At 65.5% G+C, this 17,533-nt stretch carries 16 protein-coding genes; 15 read left to right on the forward strand and 1 reads right to left on the reverse strand.

Annotated elements, in window-relative coordinates:
- Nucleotides 1-68: 68 nt before the first annotated feature.
- The 13 genes from pstS to QZ749_RS06695 all read left to right on the forward strand — a co-directional run bounded on the left by pstS (nucleotide 69) and on the right by QZ749_RS06695 (nucleotide 13,970).
- Nucleotides 69-1,106: a phosphate ABC transporter substrate-binding protein PstS gene (gene pstS, locus QZ749_RS06635; protein ID WP_373896791.1), complete on the forward strand. Its 1,038-nt coding sequence runs from the start codon at nucleotides 69-71 to the stop codon at nucleotides 1,104-1,106.
- Nucleotides 1,107-1,301: 195 nt separating this feature from the next.
- Complete coding sequence (gene pstC / locus QZ749_RS06640; protein ID WP_296944956.1) at nucleotides 1,302-2,234, forward strand: phosphate ABC transporter permease subunit PstC; 933 nt, start codon at nucleotides 1,302-1,304, stop codon at nucleotides 2,232-2,234.
- Nucleotides 2,234-3,088, forward strand: a complete 855-nt coding sequence (gene pstA / locus QZ749_RS06645; protein WP_296944791.1) for a phosphate ABC transporter permease PstA — start codon at nucleotides 2,234-2,236, stop codon at nucleotides 3,086-3,088. The genes pstC and pstA overlap by 1 nt, the downstream gene beginning before the upstream one ends.
- A gap of 33 nt (nucleotides 3,089-3,121) precedes the next feature.
- The gene (gene pstB / locus QZ749_RS06650; RefSeq protein ID WP_296944793.1) at nucleotides 3,122-3,949 is read left to right on the forward strand and encodes a phosphate ABC transporter ATP-binding protein PstB; all 828 of its coding nucleotides are present in this window, start codon (nucleotides 3,122-3,124) and stop codon (nucleotides 3,947-3,949) included.
- A gap of 37 nt (nucleotides 3,950-3,986) precedes the next feature.
- The gene (gene phoU, locus QZ749_RS06655) at nucleotides 3,987-4,688 is read left to right on the forward strand and encodes a phosphate signaling complex protein PhoU (protein WP_296944796.1); all 702 of its coding nucleotides are present in this window, start codon (nucleotides 3,987-3,989) and stop codon (nucleotides 4,686-4,688) included.
- Nucleotides 4,689-4,691: 3 nt separating this feature from the next.
- Nucleotides 4,692-5,384 carry a response regulator gene (locus QZ749_RS06660; protein ID WP_296944799.1) on the forward strand — a complete coding sequence of 231 codons (693 nt, stop codon included), beginning with the start codon at nucleotides 4,692-4,694 and terminating at the stop codon, nucleotides 5,382-5,384.
- 10 nt (nucleotides 5,385-5,394) lie between these two features.
- The gene (gene phoR / locus QZ749_RS06665) at nucleotides 5,395-6,687 is read left to right on the forward strand and encodes a phosphate regulon sensor histidine kinase PhoR (protein WP_296944802.1); all 1,293 of its coding nucleotides are present in this window, start codon (nucleotides 5,395-5,397) and stop codon (nucleotides 6,685-6,687) included.
- A gap of 195 nt (nucleotides 6,688-6,882) precedes the next feature.
- A complete protein-coding gene (locus QZ749_RS06670) occupies nucleotides 6,883-7,809 on the forward strand; it encodes a patatin-like phospholipase family protein (RefSeq protein ID WP_296944804.1) in 927 nt (308 codons plus the stop codon).
- Between the two features lie 43 nt (nucleotides 7,810-7,852).
- Nucleotides 7,853-8,260, forward strand: coding sequence for a heme-binding protein (locus QZ749_RS06675; RefSeq protein WP_296944807.1), 408 nt, complete (start codon nucleotides 7,853-7,855; stop codon nucleotides 8,258-8,260).
- 255 nt (nucleotides 8,261-8,515) lie between these two features.
- Nucleotides 8,516-9,679: a glutamine-hydrolyzing carbamoyl-phosphate synthase small subunit gene (gene carA, locus QZ749_RS06680; protein ID WP_296944809.1), complete on the forward strand. Its 1,164-nt coding sequence runs from the start codon at nucleotides 8,516-8,518 to the stop codon at nucleotides 9,677-9,679.
- Between the two features lie 12 nt (nucleotides 9,680-9,691).
- Nucleotides 9,692-12,922: a carbamoyl-phosphate synthase large subunit gene (carB, locus tag QZ749_RS06685; protein WP_296944812.1), complete on the forward strand. Its 3,231-nt coding sequence runs from the start codon at nucleotides 9,692-9,694 to the stop codon at nucleotides 12,920-12,922.
- 114 nt (nucleotides 12,923-13,036) lie between these two features.
- Nucleotides 13,037-13,510: a transcription elongation factor GreA gene (gene greA / locus QZ749_RS06690; RefSeq protein ID WP_296944814.1), complete on the forward strand. Its 474-nt coding sequence runs from the start codon at nucleotides 13,037-13,039 to the stop codon at nucleotides 13,508-13,510.
- A 13-nt stretch (nucleotides 13,511-13,523) separates the two neighbouring features.
- Entirely contained in the window at nucleotides 13,524-13,970 is a 447-nt protein-coding gene (locus tag QZ749_RS06695) for a DUF4149 domain-containing protein (RefSeq protein WP_296944817.1), read from the forward strand.
- A 191-nt stretch (nucleotides 13,971-14,161) separates the two neighbouring features.
- Here QZ749_RS06695 and yhbY read toward each other — a convergent pair whose 3' ends face one another.
- Complete coding sequence (yhbY, locus tag QZ749_RS06700; protein ID WP_296944820.1) at nucleotides 14,162-14,629, reverse strand: ribosome assembly RNA-binding protein YhbY; 468 nt, start codon at nucleotides 14,627-14,629, stop codon at nucleotides 14,162-14,164.
- Between the two features lie 46 nt (nucleotides 14,630-14,675).
- Between yhbY and QZ749_RS06705 the strand changes: the two genes are divergently transcribed.
- The gene (locus QZ749_RS06705; RefSeq protein ID WP_296944823.1) at nucleotides 14,676-15,323 is read left to right on the forward strand and encodes an RlmE family RNA methyltransferase; all 648 of its coding nucleotides are present in this window, start codon (nucleotides 14,676-14,678) and stop codon (nucleotides 15,321-15,323) included.
- A 257-nt stretch (nucleotides 15,324-15,580) separates the two neighbouring features.
- Nucleotides 15,581-17,464 (forward strand): ATP-dependent zinc metalloprotease FtsH, encoded by a 1,884-nt coding sequence (gene ftsH / locus QZ749_RS06710; RefSeq protein ID WP_296944825.1) that lies wholly within the window; start codon nucleotides 15,581-15,583, stop codon nucleotides 17,462-17,464.
- Nucleotides 17,465-17,533: the final 69 nt, after the last annotated feature.

Genomic DNA, 17,533 nt, shown 5'->3' on the forward strand with positions numbered 1-17,533 from the left:
CATATTCGATCGATACACTGCGCAGCATCAAACGTGTCACCTACCTAACCAAAGGACTCGATATGCGCATGAAGCAACTGCTGGCCTCCATCATCATCGGTACCACCGCCACCTTCGCGGGCACCGCGGCCCTGGCGGCGGACATCACCGGTGCGGGCGCCACCTTCCCGTATCCGATCTACGCCAAGTGGGCAGAGATGTACAAGAAAGCCAGCGGCAACGGCCTGAACTACCAGGCCGTCGGTTCGGGCGCCGGCATCAAGCAGATCAAGGCCAAGACCGTCGACTTCGGCGCGTCGGACATGCCGCTGCAGGCCGCCGAGCTGGAAGAAGCCGGCCTGATGCAGTTCCCGGCCATCATGGGCGGCGTCGTGACCGTCGTCAACCTCGAAGGCGTGACCCCGGGCCAGCTGAAGCTGACCGGCCCGGTCGTCGCCGACATCTACCTGGGCAAGATCACCAAGTGGAACGACCAGGCGATCGCCGCCCTGAACCCGGGCGTCAAGCTGCCGGCCGAGGACATTACCGTCGTGCACCGCGCCGACAGCTCGGGCACCTCGTTCCTGTTCACCGACTTCCTGTCCAAGACCAACGCCGACTTCAAGACCAAGATCGGCGCCGGTACCGCCGTGAAGTGGGCGGTCGGCGTGGGCGGCAAGGGCAATGACGGCGTCGCCGCCAACGTCCAGCGCATCAAGGGTTCGATCGGCTACGTCGAGTGGGCGTACTCGAAGAAGAACAAGATGACCCACACCCAGCTGAAGAACAAGGACGGCGCCTTCCTGCAGCCGGACGACGACGCGTTCAAGGCCGCCGCCGCCAACGCCGACTGGGCCAAGGCCCCGGGCATGGCCGTGGTGCTGACCGACCAGCCGGGCAAGGCCGCCTGGCCGATCACCGGCGCCTCGTACATCCTGATGCACAAGTCGCAGGCCGACGCCGCCAAGGGCAAGGAAGTGCTGAAGTTCTTCGACTACGCGTTCAAGAACGGCGCCGCCGCCGCGGCCGACCTGGACTACGTGCCGATGCCGGACTCGGTCAACAAGCTGGTCGAGGCCGCCTGGAAGAGCAACCTGAAGGACGCTTCGGGCAAGGCAGTCTGGTAATTCCATCCACGATCCGTGGGTAGCGTTGCTCCCACCTCCCGGCCGGCGAGGCAGGGAGGCGGGAGCGGCGCGTTTCTACTTTCGGGTACTACTTTGAACGAACATATGAACGGACAATCCGCGATCATCGCCGACGATGCCGCCAAGCTTGCCGCCCTGCAGGAAGAGGCCCGGCACGAGGCGCTGCGCAATACCATGCGCCAGCAACGCATCCAGGACTTTTTCTTCCACAAGATCACCCTGTTGTTCGCCGCCTCGGTGCTGCTCGTGCTGGTCGGCATCATCGTCTCGCTGGCCATCGGGGCCGCGCCCGCGTTCCGCGAGTTCGGGCTGTCCTTCATCACCACCAACGAGTGGGACCCGATCAACGACAAGTTCGGCGCCCTGATCGCCATCACCGGCACCCTGGTGACCTCGATCATCGCGCTGGCCATCGCCTTCCCGGTCAGCTTCGGCATCGCGCTGTTCCTGACCGAGATCTGCCCGGCCTGGCTGCGCCGCCCGATGGGCACCGCGGTCGAGCTGCTGGCCGGCGTGCCGTCGATCATCTACGGCATGTGGGGCCTGTTCGTGTTCGCGCCGTTCTTCGGCGACCACGTCCAGCCGCTGCTCAAGCATACGCTGGGCGTGCTGCCCTTCGTCGGCCCGCTGTTCCAGGGACCCACGATGGGCCTGGGCGTGCTGACCGCCGGCATCATCCTGGCCATCATGATCATCCCCTTCATCGCCTCCGTGATGCGCGACGTGTTCGAGATCGTGCCGGCCGTGCTGAAGGAGTCGGCATACGGCCTCGGCTGCACCCGCTGGGAAGTCGTGCGCAAGATCGTGCTGCCGTACACCCGTACCGGCGTGGTCGGCGGCGTCATGCTGGGCCTGGGCCGCGCGCTGGGCGAGACGATGGCCGTCACCTTCGTGATCGGCAACGCCAACAAGATCTCGCTGTCGCTGTTCGAGGCGGGCAACTCGATTTCCTCCACGCTGGCCAACGAATTCGCCGAGGCCAGCTCGCCGCTGCACGTGTCGTCGCTGTTCGCGCTGGGCCTGATCCTGTTCGCGATCACGTTCATCGTGCTGTCGGCCGCCAAACTGATGCTCGTGGGTATGTCCCGCAAGGAAGGGTCAAAATAATGGACCAAGCACGCAAGAATCCCGTCTACCGTCGCCGCCTGCTGGGCCACCGCGTCGGCATCACCCTGTCGATCGGCGCCATGGCCATCGGCCTCGGCTTCCTCGCCTGGATCCTGTTCACCCTGCTGGTGCACGGCGTCGGCGCCCTGTCGTCCGGCCTGTTCGCGCTGGACACCCCGGCGCCGGGCAGCGAAGGCGGCCTGCGCAACGCGATCTTCGGCACCGTGCTGATGGTCGGCCTGTCGACGCTGGTGTCGACCCCGATCGGCATCCTGGCCGGCATCTACCTGGCCGAATACGGCCAGAACAACAAGTTCGCCGCCGTGACCCGCTTCGTCACCGACATCATGCTGTCGGCGCCGTCGATCGTGATCGGCCTGTTCGTGTACGCCCTGTACGTGGCCAACGTGCAGCACTTCTCGGGCTATGCCGGCACCATCGCGCTGTCGCTGATCGCCATCCCGGTCGTGGTGCGCACCACCGACAACATGCTGCACCTGGTGCCCAACGGCCTGCTGGAAGCCGCGTTCGCCCTCGGCGCGCCGCGCTGGAAGGTGGCGCTGACGGTGCGCCTGCGCGCCGTGAAGGCCGGCGTGGTGACGGGCGTGCTGCTGGCCGTGGCCCGCATCGCCGGCGAAACCGCGCCGCTGCTGTTCACCGCGCTGAACAACCAGTTCTTCACCGCCGACCTGAACCAGCCGATGGCCAACCTGCCGGTGGTGATCTACCGCTTCGCCATGAGCCCGTACGAGGACTGGCAGTCGATCGCCTGGGGCGGCGCGCTGCTGGTGACCTTCAGCGTCCTGGCCCTGAACATCCTGTCGCGGACCGCGTTCCGCCAGAAAAATCCCTGATTCCGTACCTTGCCACGAGAAGATTCCGATCCCATGAGCGCTACCATCCACACCGCGATCCCGACCGCGAACCAGCATAAAGCGGCGAACGCCAACGGCAAGCCGAAGGCCAAGACCCTGGAGATCCAGGGCCTGAACTTCTTCTACGGCAAGGCCCACAGCCTGAAGAACGTCAACCTGGACATCCACGACAAGCAGGTGACGGCCTTCATCGGCCCGTCCGGCTGCGGCAAGTCGACGCTGCTGCGCACGCTGAACCGCATGTACGACCTGTACCCGGGCCAGCGCGCCGAGGGCACCATCCTGTTCAACGGCCGCAACATCCTGGAGCCGGGCGTGGACGTCAACATGCTGCGCGCCAAGATCGGCATGGTGTTCCAGAAGCCGACGCCGTTCCCGATGTCGATCTACGACAACATCGCCTTCGGCGTGCGCCTGTACGAAAACCTCTCCAAGGGCGAGATGGACGAGCGCGTCGAATGGGCGCTCAAGAAGGCTGCCCTGTGGACCGAGGTCAAGGACAAGCTGAACAAGAGCGGCCTGTCGCTGTCGGGCGGCCAGCAGCAGCGCCTGTGCATCGCGCGCGGCGTCGCCGTCAAGCCGGACGTCCTGCTGCTGGACGAGCCGACCTCGGCGCTGGACCCGATCTCGACCTCGAAGATCGAGGAACTGATCAGCGAACTGAAGGGCGACTACACGATCGCGATCGTGACCCACAACATGCAGCAGGCCGCGCGCTGCTCGGATTACACGGCCTACATGTACCTGGGCGAGCTGGTCGAGTTCGGCGAGACGGACCAGCTGTTCATGAATCCCGCGAAGAAGGAAACGCAGGATTACATTACCGGACGTTTCGGCTGATCAAGTAATATAACGACATTCGATAGGATACAGAGACATGGTAGGCGATCACTCTTCCAAGCAGTACGACCAGGAACTCGAAGCGATCCGTTCCAAGGTGCTGCTGATGGGCGGCATGGTGGAAACCCAGTTCGAGGAGGCGCTGGCGTGCTTCCGCGTCGACAATGCCGAGCAGGCCGACAAGGTCATGGCCGACGACCACGCCGTCAACCAGCTCGAGGTGCAGCTCGACGACGCCTGCAGCCACCTGATCGTGCGCCGCCAGCCGGCCGCGAACGACCTGCGCACCGTGATGGCCACGATCAAGGTGATCACCGACCTCGAGCGCATCGGCGACGAGGCCACCAAGATCGCCCGCACCGCCAAGAGCCTGCACGAGCGCGGCATGGTCAGCTTCAACCACTACGACGTCGTGCGCACGATCTCGCGCGCCACGGCCGACATGCTGCACGACGCGCTCGACGCGTTCGCGCGCCTGGACGGCAAGTCGGCCGTGCAGATCATCGCCCAGGACGACGTGATCGACTACGAGTTCCGCGCGATCCTGCGCAACACCATCACCTTCATGATGGAAGACCCGCGCACGATCTCGTCGGCGCTGGACACGCTGTGGGTGGCCAAGGCCATCGAGCGCATCGGCGACCATGCCAAGAACATCGCGGAATACGTGATCTACGTGGTCGAGGGCAAGGACATCCGCCACACCAAGCTCCCGCTGGCGGAAGGCGGCGAAGGGTAATCGATGGCGGCCAACACGAGCGTCCTGATCGTCGAGGATGAACCCGCGATCGTCGAACTGGTGAGCTACTCGCTGCGCGAGACCGGCTGGGACATCCGCACGGCGGGCAACGTGGCCATGGCCTGGGATGCGATCGTGCACGGCCGGCCCGACCTGCTGCTGCTCGACTGGATGCTGCCCGACCAGAGCGGCCTGCGCCTGCTGTCGCGCCTGCGCGGCGACCGCGATTTCCAGGACATCCCGGTCATCATGCTGACGGCCAAGAGCATGGAAGAGGACAAGATCGCCGGCCTGAACACGGGCGCCGACGACTACGTCACCAAGCCGTTCTCGCCGCGCGAGCTGCTGGCGCGCTCGAAGGCGCTGCTGCGCCGCAAGAGCCCGCACCTGGCGGAGGCGCCGCTGAAGGCCGGCGACGTCACGCTGGATCCGGCCAGCTGCACGGTGTCGCTGGGCGGGCGCCAGCTCGAGATGGGCAATGCCGAGTACCGCCTGCTGAAGTTCCTGATGGCGCACCGCGAGCGCGTGTTCTCGCGCAGCCAGCTGCTCGACAAGGTGTGGGGCGATGCCGCCGCCGTCGAGGAGCGCACGGTCGACGTGCACGTGCTGCGCCTGCGCAAGGCGCTCAAGGAAGCCGACAACCTGATCCGCACCGTGCGCAGCGTCGGCTACATGCTCAGCGAAAAAGAGAAGTGAAGGACCGTCCTTGAATCCGAAGCTGCTGTTCTGGGTGCCGGCCAGCCTGCGCCTGGCCATGGTGCTGGCCGGCGCCGGCGTGTTCTGGTGGATGTCCGGGCCCGTCACCGGCCTGGCGTTCGCGCTGGTGTTCACGATCGGCCTGCTGTTCGTCCAGCTGAACTACCTGCACAAGCTGGGCGAATGGCTGGACGACCCGCAGAGCGGCAAGCTGCCGGACGGCTGGGGCGCGTGGACCGAGGTGTTCGCGCGCCTGTACCGGTTGCGGCGCGACGACGAGCGCAACCAGCGCGACCTGGCCGACTGGCTGGCGCGCTTCCGCCAGGCCATGCACCTGCTGCCCGAGGGCGTGGCCATCATGGACGACGTGCTGTTCCTGGAATGGTGCAACCCGGCCGCCGAGCGCCACCTGGGCCTGACGCTGGAGCGCGACAAGGGCCGGCGCGTGACGAACCTGGTGCGCCATCCCGAATTCATCGACTACATCATCCTGGGCCGCTACGAGCAGCCGCTGACGCTGGCCATCCGCGGCCGCCGGCTGGTAGTGCAGATCATCCCCTTCGAGAACCGCCGCCAGATCCTCGTGACCCACGACGCCACCGAGACCGAACGCATCGAGGCGATGCGCCGCGACTTCATCGCCAACGCCTCGCACGAACTGCGCACGCCGCTGACGGTCATCGTCGGCTTCCTCGAGATCGCCCTGGCCGACCCGGGCCTGGACGAGAAGACGCGCACCGCGCACCTGCAACTGATGACGGAGCAGGCCGGCCGCATGCAGCGCCTGATCGAGGACATGCTGACGCTGTCGCGCCTCGAATCCGACGACTATCCGCTCAAGCGCGAGCACGTCGACGTGCGCGCCCTGGTCGAGCAGATCGCCATGGACGCGCGCGCGCTGTCCAACGGCCGCCACGAGATCGCGGTGCGGGTCGACGGCCCGGACGTGATGGGCAGCGCCGACGAGCTGCGCAGCGCCTTCGGCAACCTGGCCAGCAACGCCGTGCGCTACACGCCGGCCGGCGGCCACATCACGCTGTCGTGGTCGCGCGGCGCAAACGACCTGCGCTTCGAGGTGGCCGACGACGGCATCGGCATCGACGAGCAGCACATCTCGCGCCTGACCGAGCGCTTCTACCGCGTCGACAAGAGCCGCTCGCGCGAGACCCAGGGCACGGGACTCGGCCTCGCCATCGTCAAGCACGTGCTGATCCGGCACGGCGGCAAGCTGGCGATCCGCTCGTCGGCGGGGAAGGGGAGCGTATTTACCGCATCCTTGCCGAATACTTCCCTGCCCGGGTAGGGTGGACGGGTTCCCCGTCCACGCGGTGATACGCGCCGTCGGCGCCGTCGCGGCCGCAACCAATGGGAATGGCGACCCCGCGACGCCGCACGCGCGCGTTGAACGCGTGGACGGCGCAGCCGTCCACCCCACGATCGGCTTGTGGCGGAATAACGGGTTACAATCGGTGCTTTGCCCGTATCCCCGACGCCCCGCATGTCCCTGACCCGCCGCTCGACCCTGTCCTTCCTCGCCGCCTCCGCCCTGCTCGCCGGCTGCGGCTCCACCCCCACCCAGCCCGCGGCCCCGGTCGCGGCGGCCCCGGTTCCCGCCGTCCAGCCGCGCAAGGTCAGGATCGGCCTGGCCCTCGGCGGCGGCGCCGCGCGCGGCTTCGCCCACATCGGCGTGATCAAGGCGCTGGAAGCCCAGGGCATCCATCCCGACATCGTGGTCGGCACCAGCGCCGGTTCCGTCGTCGGCGCACTGTACGCGTCCGGCCACGACGGCTTCGCGCTGCAGAAGATCGCCATGGAGCTGGACGAAGCCACCATCTCCGACTGGGCCGTACCGTTCTTCGGCAAGTCGACCGGCGTGCTGAAGGGCGATGCGCTGCAGGCCTACGTCAACAAGGTGGTGCGCAACCAGCCGATGGAAAAGCTCAAGATCCCGTTCGGCGCCGTGGCGACCGACCTCAAGACCGGCCAGCCGATCCTGTTCCGGCGCGGCAACACCGGCATGGCCGTGCGCGCCTCGTCGAGCGTGCCGGGCGTGTTCCAGCCCGTCAGCATCGGCGGCCGCACCTACGTCGACGGCGGCCTGGTGGCGCCGGTGCCGGTGCGCTTCGCCAAGGAGATGGGCGCGGAATTCATCATCGCCGTCAATATCTCGAGCGCGACCGAGGCCCAGGCCATCGCCAGCAACGTCGACGTGCTGATGCAGACCTTCACCATCATGGGCCAGCGCCTGAACCAGTTCGAACTGAAGGACGCCGACGTCGTCATCACGCCGTCGCTGGGCGCCATGGGCAGCGCCGACTTCAACGGCCGCAACCTGGCCGTGCTGGCCGGCGAGCAGGCCGCGGCGGGCGTCATGGCCCAGCTCAAGGCCAAGCTCAAGGCCAAGCAGATGACGCCGGCGCCCTGACGCCCGTTCCCCACGATCCTGTCCACCCTCAAGGAGTTACCCGATGCAAACCAAACCCGTCCTGACCCTGGAAGACGTCAAGAAGATCGCCGCCGGCGCCGAAGCCGAGGCGATGGCCAACGGCTGGAAGGTCGTGATCGCGATCTGCGACGACGGCGGCCACCCGCTGTGGCTGCAGCGCCTGGACGGCGCCGCGCCGATCTCCGCGCACATCGCCCCGCAGAAGGCCCGCACGGCCGCGCTGGGCTGCCGCGAATCGCGCGCGTACGAAGACCTGATCAACAACGGCCGCACCTCGTTCCTGAGCGCGCCGCAGCTGGAAGGCATGCTGGAGGGCGGCATCAACATCGTCGTCGATGGCCGCACCGTCGGCGCGATCGGCGTGTCGGGCGTGAAGTCGGCCGAGGATGCGCAGATCGCCCGGGCCGGCATCGCCGCGCTGGGCCTGTAAGGAGGGTTGTCCGGCCCGTCGGCCGGCACGCGCTATTTCTAGAGGGAATGGGGCAGGGTGAAATGACCGGAGGGCGATTGCCGACCGGCGTAAATGGCGCTATAATTCAGAGGTTTAGCCATCACTTATCTGCCGTAGCGATTACCCACCCATTCCTTCATCTAACGACCTGTAGCACCGGGCGTATCCATCGCTCACATTCGTTCAGGCCGGTCTGACGTGGCGCAGCTACGGCAACTTTATCGGGAGTTGCCCTTGCCGCCATTTTTTTCTGGCCCAGCCGTTCCAGCCATCCTGGCCCTGGCAGACGGAACCATTTTCAAAGGATATGCGATCGGCGCCGCCGGTCATACCATCGGTGAAGTGGTCTTCAATACCGCCATCACCGGGTATCAGGAAATCCTTACCGACCCCAGCTACTCGCGTCAGATCGTCACGCTGACGTATCCGCACATCGGCAACCAGGGCGTGAACCCGGCCGACGTGGAGGCCACGAAGGTGCATGCCGCCGGCCTGATCATCCGCGACCTGCCGCTGCTGGCGTCGAATTTCCGCTCCACCCAATCGCTGTCGGACTACCTGAAGCAGGAAAACGTGGTCGCCATCGCCGGCATCGACACGCGCAAGCTGACCCGCATCCTGCGCGAGAAGGGCGCCCAGAACGGCGCCATCCTGACCGGCACGCAGGGCGTCGAGCCGCTCGAGGCGCAGGCGCTGGAACTGGCGCGCTCGTTCCCGGGCCTGAACGGCATGGACCTGGCCAAGGTCGTGTCGGTCAAGGAACCGTACGTCTTCACCGAGACCGAATGGAAGCTGGGCGAAGGCTTCGGCAAGCAGGACAACCCGCAATACCACGTGGTCGCCTTCGACTACGGCGTCAAGCGCAACATCCTGCGCATGCTGGCCGAGCGCGGCTGCAAGATCACCGTGCTGCCGGCGCAGGCCACCGCGGCCGAGGCGCTGGCACTGAACCCGGACGGCATCTTCCTGGCCAACGGCCCCGGCGACCCGGCCGCCTGCGACTACGCGGTGCAGGCGACGAAGGACGTCATCGAGACCGGCATCCCGACCTTCGGCATCTGCCTCGGCCACCAGATCATGGCGCTGGCCTCGGGCGCGAAGACCGTCAAGATGAAGTTCGGCCACCACGGCGCCAACCACCCGGTGCAGGACCTGGACAGCAGGAAGGTCCTGATCACCTCGCAGAACCACGGCTTCGCGGTCGACCAGGATACGCTGCCGGACAACTGCCGCGTGACCCACGTCTCGCTGTTCGACGGTTCGCTGCAGGGCTTCGAGCGCACGGACAAGCCGGCGTTCTGCTTCCAGGGCCACCCGGAAGCGTCGCCGGGCCCGACCGACGTCGCCTACCTGTTCGACCGCTTCATCGGCCTGATGAGCAACGCCAAAGCCAAGTGAGAGAAGACATACATGCCAAAACGTAGTGACATCAACAGCATCCTGATCATCGGCGCGGGCCCGATCGTCATCGGCCAGGCGGTCGAATTCGACTACTCGGGCGCCCAGGCCTGCAAGGCCCTGCGCGAGGAAGGCTACAAGGTCATCCTGGTCAATTCGAACCCGGCGACCATCATGACGGACCCGGAAACGGCCGACGTCACCTACATCGAGCCGATCACCTGGAAGGCCGTCGAGCGCATCATCGAAAAGGAGCGCCCGGACGCGATCCTGCCGACCATGGGCGGCCAGACCGCGCTGAACTGCGCGCTGGACCTGCACCGCCACGGCGTGCTCGACAAATACAAGGTCGAGCTGATCGGCGCCACCCCGGAAGCCATCGACAAGGCCGAGGACCGCTCCAAGTTCAAGGACGCGATGACCAAGATCGGCCTGGGCTCGGCCAAGTCGGGCGTCGCCCACACCATGGACGAGTCGCGCGCCGTGCAGCGCGAGCTGGGCTTCCCCGTCATCATCCGTCCGTCGTTCACGATGGGCGGCTCGGGCGGCGGCATCGCCTACAACGAGGAAGAGTTCGAGGCCATCTGCAAGCGCGGCCTGGAAGCCTCGCCGACCTCGGAACTGCTGATCGAGGAATCGCTGCTCGGCTGGAAAGAGTACGAGATGGAGGTCGTGCGCGACAAGAACGACAACTGCATCATCATCTGCTCGATCGAGAACCTGGATCCGATGGGCGTCCACACGGGCGACTCGATCACCGTCGCGCCGGCCCAGACGCTGACCGACAAGGAATACCAGATCATGCGCAACGCGTCGATCGCCGTGCTGCGCGAGATCGGCGTCGATACCGGCGGCTCGAACGTGCAGTTCGCGATCAATCCGAAGGACGGCCGCATGATCGTCATCGAGATGAACCCGCGCGTGTCGCGTTCGTCGGCGCTGGCCTCCAAGGCCACCGGCTTCCCGATCGCCAAGGTCGCCGCCAAGCTGGCGGTCGGCTACACCCTCGACGAGCTGCGCAACGAGATCACCGGCGGCGCGACCCCGGCCTCGTTCGAACCGTCGATCGACTACGTCGTCGTCAAGATCCCGCGCTTCACGTTCGAGAAGTTCCCGACCGCCGACAAGCACCTGACCACCCAGATGAAGTCGGTGGGCGAGGTGATGGCGATGGGCCGCACCTTCCAGGAATCGTTCCAGAAGGCGCTGCGCGGCCTGGAAGTCGGCGTCGACGGCCTGAACGAGAAGACCCGCGACCGCGAGAAGATCGAGGAAGAGCTGGGCGAGCCGGGCCCGGACCGCATCTGGTACGTGGGCGACGCGTTCGCCCAGGGCTTCACGCTGGAGGAGGTGCACAACCTCACCAAGATCGATCCGTGGTTCCTCGTCCAGATCAAGGAAATCGTCGACATCGAACTGTGGCTGGACCACCAGAAGCTCGACAGCCTGGACAAGCCGGTGCTGTACAAGCTCAAGCAGAAAGGCTTCTCGGACCGCCGCCTGGCCTTCCTGATGGGCACCACCGCGCAGGCCGTGCGCGAGAAGCGCCATGCGCTGGGCATCCGTCCGGTGTACAAGCGCGTCGACACCTGCGCGGCCGAGTTCGCGACCAACACGGCGTACATGTACTCGACGTACGACGAGGAGTGCGAATCGAACCCGACCGACAAGAAGAAGATCATGGTGCTGGGCGGCGGCCCGAACCGGATCGGCCAGGGCATCGAGTTCGACTACTGCTGCGTGCACGCGGCCCTCGCGATGCGCGAGGACGGCTACGAGACCATCATGGTCAACTGCAACCCGGAGACCGTGTCGACCGACTACGACACCTCGGACCGCCTGTACTTCGAGTCGCTCACGCTCGAAGACGTGCTCGAGATCGTCGACCTGGAAAAGCCGGCCGGCGTGATCGTCCAGTACGGCGGCCAGACCCCGCTGAAGCTGGCGCTGGACCTCGAAGCCAACGGCGTGCCCATCATCGGCACCTCGCCGGACATGATCGACGCGGCCGAAGACCGCGAGCGCTTCCAGAAGCTGCTGCAGGACCTGGGCCTGCGCCAGCCGCCGAACCGCACCGCGCGCACCGAAGCCGAGGCGCTGGCCCTGGCGACGGAAATCGGCTACCCGCTGGTCGTGCGCCCGTCGTACGTGCTGGGCGGCCGCGCGATGGAGATCGTCCACGAGCAGCGCGACCTGGAGCGCTACATGCGCGAAGCGGTCAAGGTGTCGAACGATTCGCCGGTGCTGCTGGACCGCTTCCTGAACGACGCCATCGAAGTCGACGTCGACTGCATCTCGGACGGCGAGACTACCTTCATCGGCGGCGTGATGGAACACATCGAGCAGGCCGGCGTGCACTCGGGCGACTCGGCCTGCTCCCTGCCGCCGTACTCGCTGTCGCAGGCCACGATCGATGAACTCAAGCGCCAGACCTCGCTGATGGCCAAGGGCCTGAACGTGGTCGGCCTGATGAACGTGCAGTTCGCGATCCAGCAGTCGGACGTCGACGGCAGGACGGTCGATACCGTGTACGTGCTGGAAGTGAACCCGCGCGCCTCGCGCACCGTGCCGTTCGTGTCGAAGGCGACCGGCCTGCAGCTGGCCAAGATCGCGGCGCGCTGCATGGTCGGCCAGACCCTGGCCCAGCAGGGCATCACGAAGGAAGTGATCCCGCCGTTCTACAGCGTCAAGGAAGCCGTGTTCCCGTTCGTGAAGTTCCCGGGCGTCGACACCATCCTCGGCCCGGAAATGAAGTCGACCGGCGAAGTGATGGGCGTGGGCATGACCTTCGGCGAAGCGTTCGTGAAGTCGCAGCTGGCCGCCAGCATCACGCTGCCGTCGTCGGGCAACGTGTTCCTGTCGGTGAAGGGCTCGGACAAGCCGCGCACCGTCAAGCTGGCGCGCGAACTGGTCGACCTCGGCTTCAAGCTGGTCGCGACCAAGGGCACGGCCGCCGTGATCTCGGCCGCCGGCATCCCGGTGTCGCCGGTGAACAAGGTGGTCGAGGGCCGTCCGCACATCGTCGACATGATCAAGAACCACGAGATCGCGATGGTCGTCAACACGGTCGAGGAAAAGCGCAACGCCATCGCCGACTCGCGCACCATCCGTACCTCGGCGCTGCAGGCGCGCGTCGTGACCTACACGACGATCGCCGGCGCGGAAGCGGCGGTGCAGGGCATGCGTCACCTCGACGAACTGAATGTGTACGATTTACAAGGCCTGCATAAAACCTTAAACTAAGGTTCGAAGCAGTACCCTGAACCACAGAGTTCGCGCGACTTCGGTCGTGCGGCTCTGTGGTTTTCACTTTTTTTGTCGTGCACGCCGTATTGCACTTGAATAGAGCAGAGACCTATGAACACTCCTTTGACCCGACATGGCGCCGAACTCCTGAAGGCCGAGCTGCACCAGCTCAAGACCCAGGAACGCCGCAAGGTGATCGATGCCATCGCTGAAGCGCGTTCGCACGGCGACCTGTCCGAAAATGCCGAATACGATGCCGCCAAGGAGCGCCAGGCCTTCGTCGAAGGCCGCATCGCCGAGCTGGAAGCCAAGCTGTCGACCGCCCAGATCATCGATCCGTCGATGGTCGATGCCGAAGGCCGCATCGTGTTCGGCGCCACCGTCGACCTGGAAGACCTGGAAACCGGCAACAAGGTGACCTACCAGATCGTCGGCGAGGACGAGGCCGACCTGAAGCAGCTGAAGATCTCGATCACCTCGCCGATCGCCCGCGCCCTGATCGGCAAGTACGCCGGCGACGTGGTCGACGTCAAGGCGCCGTCGGGCGTGCGCGAATACGAGATCTTCGACGTCCGTTACATCTGACGCGGCGGCGCGCGTGAAGTTCGTCGCCAATGCGCGCCTGCTGCTGGCCGCCCTGTGGGCCGGCAGCGTCTGGGGCGTGAGCTACCTGGCCGCGCCGAGCGCCTTCGCCGTGCTCGACAGCACGCTGGCCGGCAGCGTGGTCGGCACCATGCTCACGCGCGAAGCCTGGCTGTCGCTGGCGCTGGCCGTCCTCTTGATCGGCCTGGTGCTGAAGTCGGCCGACCTGGACAGCGGCCGCAAGCGCTGGCTGCTGTGGTGCGTGGCCGGGATGCTGGCCTGCAGCATGATCGTCTACCTGGGCCTGCAGCCGGTGATGGCCGCGATCCGCGCGGCGGCCGGGCCGAACGGCGTGCGGGCGTCGCCGCAGTGGGGGACGTTCGCCGCGCTGCATGGGGTGTCGCAGCTGTGCTACCTGGTCGAGAGCGTGCTGGGAGCGATCCTGGTGGTGAAATCCCGGTAGGGTGGACGGCTTGCCGTCCACGCGGTGATACACGCCGCCCGATCTGCCGGGCACGCGAGCGGCGCCGGGGTGATGCATGCGCCACTTGGACGCGTGGACGGGGAACCCGTCCACCCTACGTCGATCGAACGGCCTGCGCATGCGAAAAAAACCGGGGCATCGGCCCCGGTTAATTTTTTGAACACCGCGGCTTATTTCAGCGCGGTCTTCTTGCTGCTGGTCTGGCGCGCCTTGGCGCGCTTGATGTTGCCGCCCTGGGTCACGCGCTCATTACCTTTGAGCAAGACCTTGGTGACGGTCGGTTTCTTGGTGCCACTCGGGCTGGGCTTGACGATGGTGACTTCGCGCAGGCCCTTGCCGGTCTTGGCGGTACGTTCCTTTGCCTCGTCCTTCTTGGGGCGGTACAGCACGAGCAGCTTGCCGATGTGCTGCACGGGCGCGGCGTCGAGGTCGGCGCAGATCTGCTCGTACATGGCGATGCGCGCTTCGCGGTCGTCGCCGAACACGCGGACCTTGATCAGGCCGTGCGCGTCCAGGCTGGACGAGATTTCTTTCAGGACGGCCTCGGTCAGGCCGGCTTCGCCGATCATGACGACGGGATTGAGTCCGTGGGCTTCCGCGCGCAAGGCGGAACGCTCGGCCGGGGTGAGTTTGATCATAATAATATTTTTTTGCGATACCTATTAAAAGCAGTATTTTACGCGAATGGCCAAGAATAAATTCAACAAAAACTGGGTGCACGACCACATTAACGACCCCTATGTCAAATTGGCACAGAAAGAGGGTTACCGGGCGCGTGCTGCCTACAAGCTGAAAGAGATCGACGAGGCCGAAAAGCTGATCAAGCCGGGCCAGGTCATCGTCGACCTCGGCTGCACCCCGGGCAGCTGGGGCCAGTACACGCGGCGCAAGCTGGCCGGGGGCGACGAGGGCGGCATCAAGGGCACGATGATCGGCCTGGACATCCTGCCGATGGAGCCGATCGCCGACATGCACTACATCCAGGGCGATTTCCGCGAACAGGAAGTGCTGGACCGGCTGGCCGCCGTGCTGGAAGGCCGGATGGCCGACCTGGTGTTGTCCGACATGGCGCCGAACCTGTCCGGCATCTCGCATGCGGACGCGGCGCGCATGGAAGACCTGATCGACCTGGCGATTGAGTTTTCGCAAATGCACCTTAAACCGGGCGGCGCACTGTTGGTTAAATGCTTCAAGGACATGGGTTTCACGCAGATCCTGGAAAAGTTCCGCACCGAGTTCAAGACGGTCAAGCAGATCAAGCCCAAGGCCAGCCGCGACAAATCCTCGGAAATCTTCCTGCTGGGACGCGGTCTGAAGCATCCGGCGGCCTGAAATTTGCCGCCGGCAGCGATTCCGCCCTTGATATTTGCGCCTGGAACCGCACATGCGCGAAGAACGGTGGGTTTCGTGCCACGATGGACAAGGATCGCGGCGCGCGGCACGCACGGGCCGGGATAAAAACCGTTATAGTGTCGTATAGGCACTAAAAGATGCCGAGCGGGCGCGCGTGCGTCGTATTGTCCGCCGATTGCGGGTAAAATCCGCCTTTGAAAATATGGGAAAGATGCGTCCGCATCAGAGGAGTCTTCGTGAATAATATGTTTTCCAAATCCGCCATCTGGGTGGTGGTCGCGCTGCTGTTGTTCATGCTGTTCAAGCAGTTCGACAACCACAGCACCGCGGGCGGCAGCAAGACCATCGCTTATTCCGAGCTGCTCGATGATGTCAAGGCGAAGAAGATCAAGGATGTCGTGATCGAAGGGTCGAGCATCACCGCGACCCGCACCGACGACACCAAGGTGCGCACCACCGCCACCATGCTCGACCGCGGCCTGATCGGCGACCTGCGCGACAACAACGTGCGCTTCGACGTCAAGCCGCCGGAAGAGCCGTCGTTCCTGCAGCAGGTCTTCATTTCCTGGTTCCCGATGCTGCTCCTGATCGGCGTCTGGGTGTTCTTCATGCGCCAGATGCAGGGCGGCGGCAAGGGCGGGGCGTTCTCGTTCGGGAAGTCGAAGGCCCGCATGATGGATGAAACCAACAATACCGTCACCTTCGCCGACGTCGCCGGTTGCGACGAGGCGAAGGAAGAAGTGGGCGAGATCGTCGACTTCCTGAAGGACCCGAGCAAGTTCCAGAAACTGGGCGGCCGCATCCCGCGCGGCGTGCTGATGGTCGGCCCCCCGGGTACCGGCAAGACGCTGCTGGCGCGCGCCATCGCCGGCGAGGCCAAGGTGCCGTTCTTCTCGATCTCCGGTTCGGACTTCGTCGAGATGTTCGTCGGCGTCGGCGCATCGCGCGTGCGCGACATGTTCGAGAACGCCAAGAAGCACTCGCCGTGCATCATCTTCATCGACGAGATCGACGCCGTCGGTCGCCACCGCGGCGCCGGCATGGGCGGCGGCAACGACGAACGCGAACAGACGCTGAACCAGCTGCTGGTCGAGATGGACGGCTTCGAGGCATCGTCGGGCACCATCGTGATCGCCGCGACCAACCGCGCCGACGTGCTGGACAAGGCGCTGCTGCGTCCGGGCCGCTTCGACCGCCAGGTGATGGTGGGCCTGCCGGACATCCGCGGCCGCGAGCAGATCCTCAACGTCCACATGCGCAAGGTGCCCATCGGTACCGACGTCAAGGCCGACATCCTGGCGCGCGGCACCCCGGGCTTCTCCGGCGCCGACCTGGCCAACCTGGTCAACGAGGCCGCGCTGTTCGCCGCGCGCCGCAGCAAGCGCCTGGTCGAGATGATCGACTTCGAGGATGCCAAGGACAAGATCTACATGGGTCCGGAACGCAAGTCGATGGTCATGCGCGAGGAAGAGCGCCGCAACACCGCGTACCACGAGTCGGGCCACGCCGTCATCGCCAAGCTGCTGCCGAAGGCCGATCCGGTGCACAAGGTCACGATCATGCCGCGCGGCTATGCGCTGGGCCTGACCTGGCAGCTGCCGGAACACGACAGCCTGTCGGGCTACAAGGACAAGATGCTGGAAGAGATCTCGATCCTGTTCGGCGGCCGCATCGCCGAGGAGATCTTCGTCGGCCAGATGTCGACCGGCGCCTCGAACGACTTCTCGCGCGCCACCAAGCTGGCCCGCTCGATGGTCACCAAGTTCGGCATGTCGGAGAGCATGGGCGTGATGGTCTACGAGGACAGCGAGAACGAAGGCTTCTTCGGCGGCTCGGTCAAGACCATCTCCGAAGCGACGCAGCAGAAGGTGGATGCCGAGATCCGCAGCATCCTCGACACCCAGTACTCGCTGGCGCGCCGCCTGCTGGAAGAAAACCGCGACAAGGTCGAGATGATGACCCGCGCGCTGCTCGAATGGGAAACCATCGACGCCGAGCAGATCAACGACATCATGGCCGGCCGCGAGCCCAAGCCGCCGAAGTCGGTCCAGCTGACCAAGCGCAATCCGCCGAGCGACAACAGCGGCGGCGTCGCCCAGAACGCGACCGCGCCGGCCTGATCGCCGCGGCACGAGCCCGGACGGGCTCCCCGAAAGACACCCAGGATTCGCTTCCGGGTGTCTTTTTTA

This window comes from uncultured Massilia sp., from assembly GCF_913773735.1.
Taxonomy (GTDB): Bacteria; Pseudomonadota; Gammaproteobacteria; order Burkholderiales; family Burkholderiaceae_D; genus Telluria.

Bases quoted from the DNA above. Each gene is read 5' to 3' on its own strand.
- pstS (WP_373896791.1), top strand. From the start codon at position 69: ATGAAGCAACTGCTGGCCTCCATCATCATCGGTACCACCGCCACCTTC.
- pstC (WP_296944956.1), top strand. From the start codon at position 1,302: ATGCGCCAGCAACGCATCCAGGACTTTTTCTTCCACAAGATCACCCTG.
- pstA (WP_296944791.1), top strand. From the start codon at position 2,234: ATGGACCAAGCACGCAAGAATCCCGTCTACCGTCGCCGCCTGCTGGGC.
- pstB (WP_296944793.1), top strand. From the start codon at position 3,122: ATGAGCGCTACCATCCACACCGCGATCCCGACCGCGAACCAGCATAAA.
- phoU (WP_296944796.1), top strand. From the start codon at position 3,987: ATGGTAGGCGATCACTCTTCCAAGCAGTACGACCAGGAACTCGAAGCG.
- QZ749_RS06660 (WP_296944799.1), top strand. From the start codon at position 4,692: ATGGCGGCCAACACGAGCGTCCTGATCGTCGAGGATGAACCCGCGATC.
- QZ749_RS06670 (WP_296944804.1), top strand. From the start codon at position 6,883: ATGTCCCTGACCCGCCGCTCGACCCTGTCCTTCCTCGCCGCCTCCGCC.
- QZ749_RS06675 (WP_296944807.1), top strand. From the start codon at position 7,853: ATGCAAACCAAACCCGTCCTGACCCTGGAAGACGTCAAGAAGATCGCC.
- carB (WP_296944812.1), top strand. From the start codon at position 9,692: ATGCCAAAACGTAGTGACATCAACAGCATCCTGATCATCGGCGCGGGC.
- greA (WP_296944814.1), top strand. From the start codon at position 13,037: ATGAACACTCCTTTGACCCGACATGGCGCCGAACTCCTGAAGGCCGAG.
- yhbY (WP_296944820.1), bottom strand. From the start codon at position 14,629: ATGATCAAACTCACCCCGGCCGAGCGTTCCGCCTTGCGCGCGGAAGCC.
- QZ749_RS06705 (WP_296944823.1), top strand. From the start codon at position 14,676: ATGGCCAAGAATAAATTCAACAAAAACTGGGTGCACGACCACATTAAC.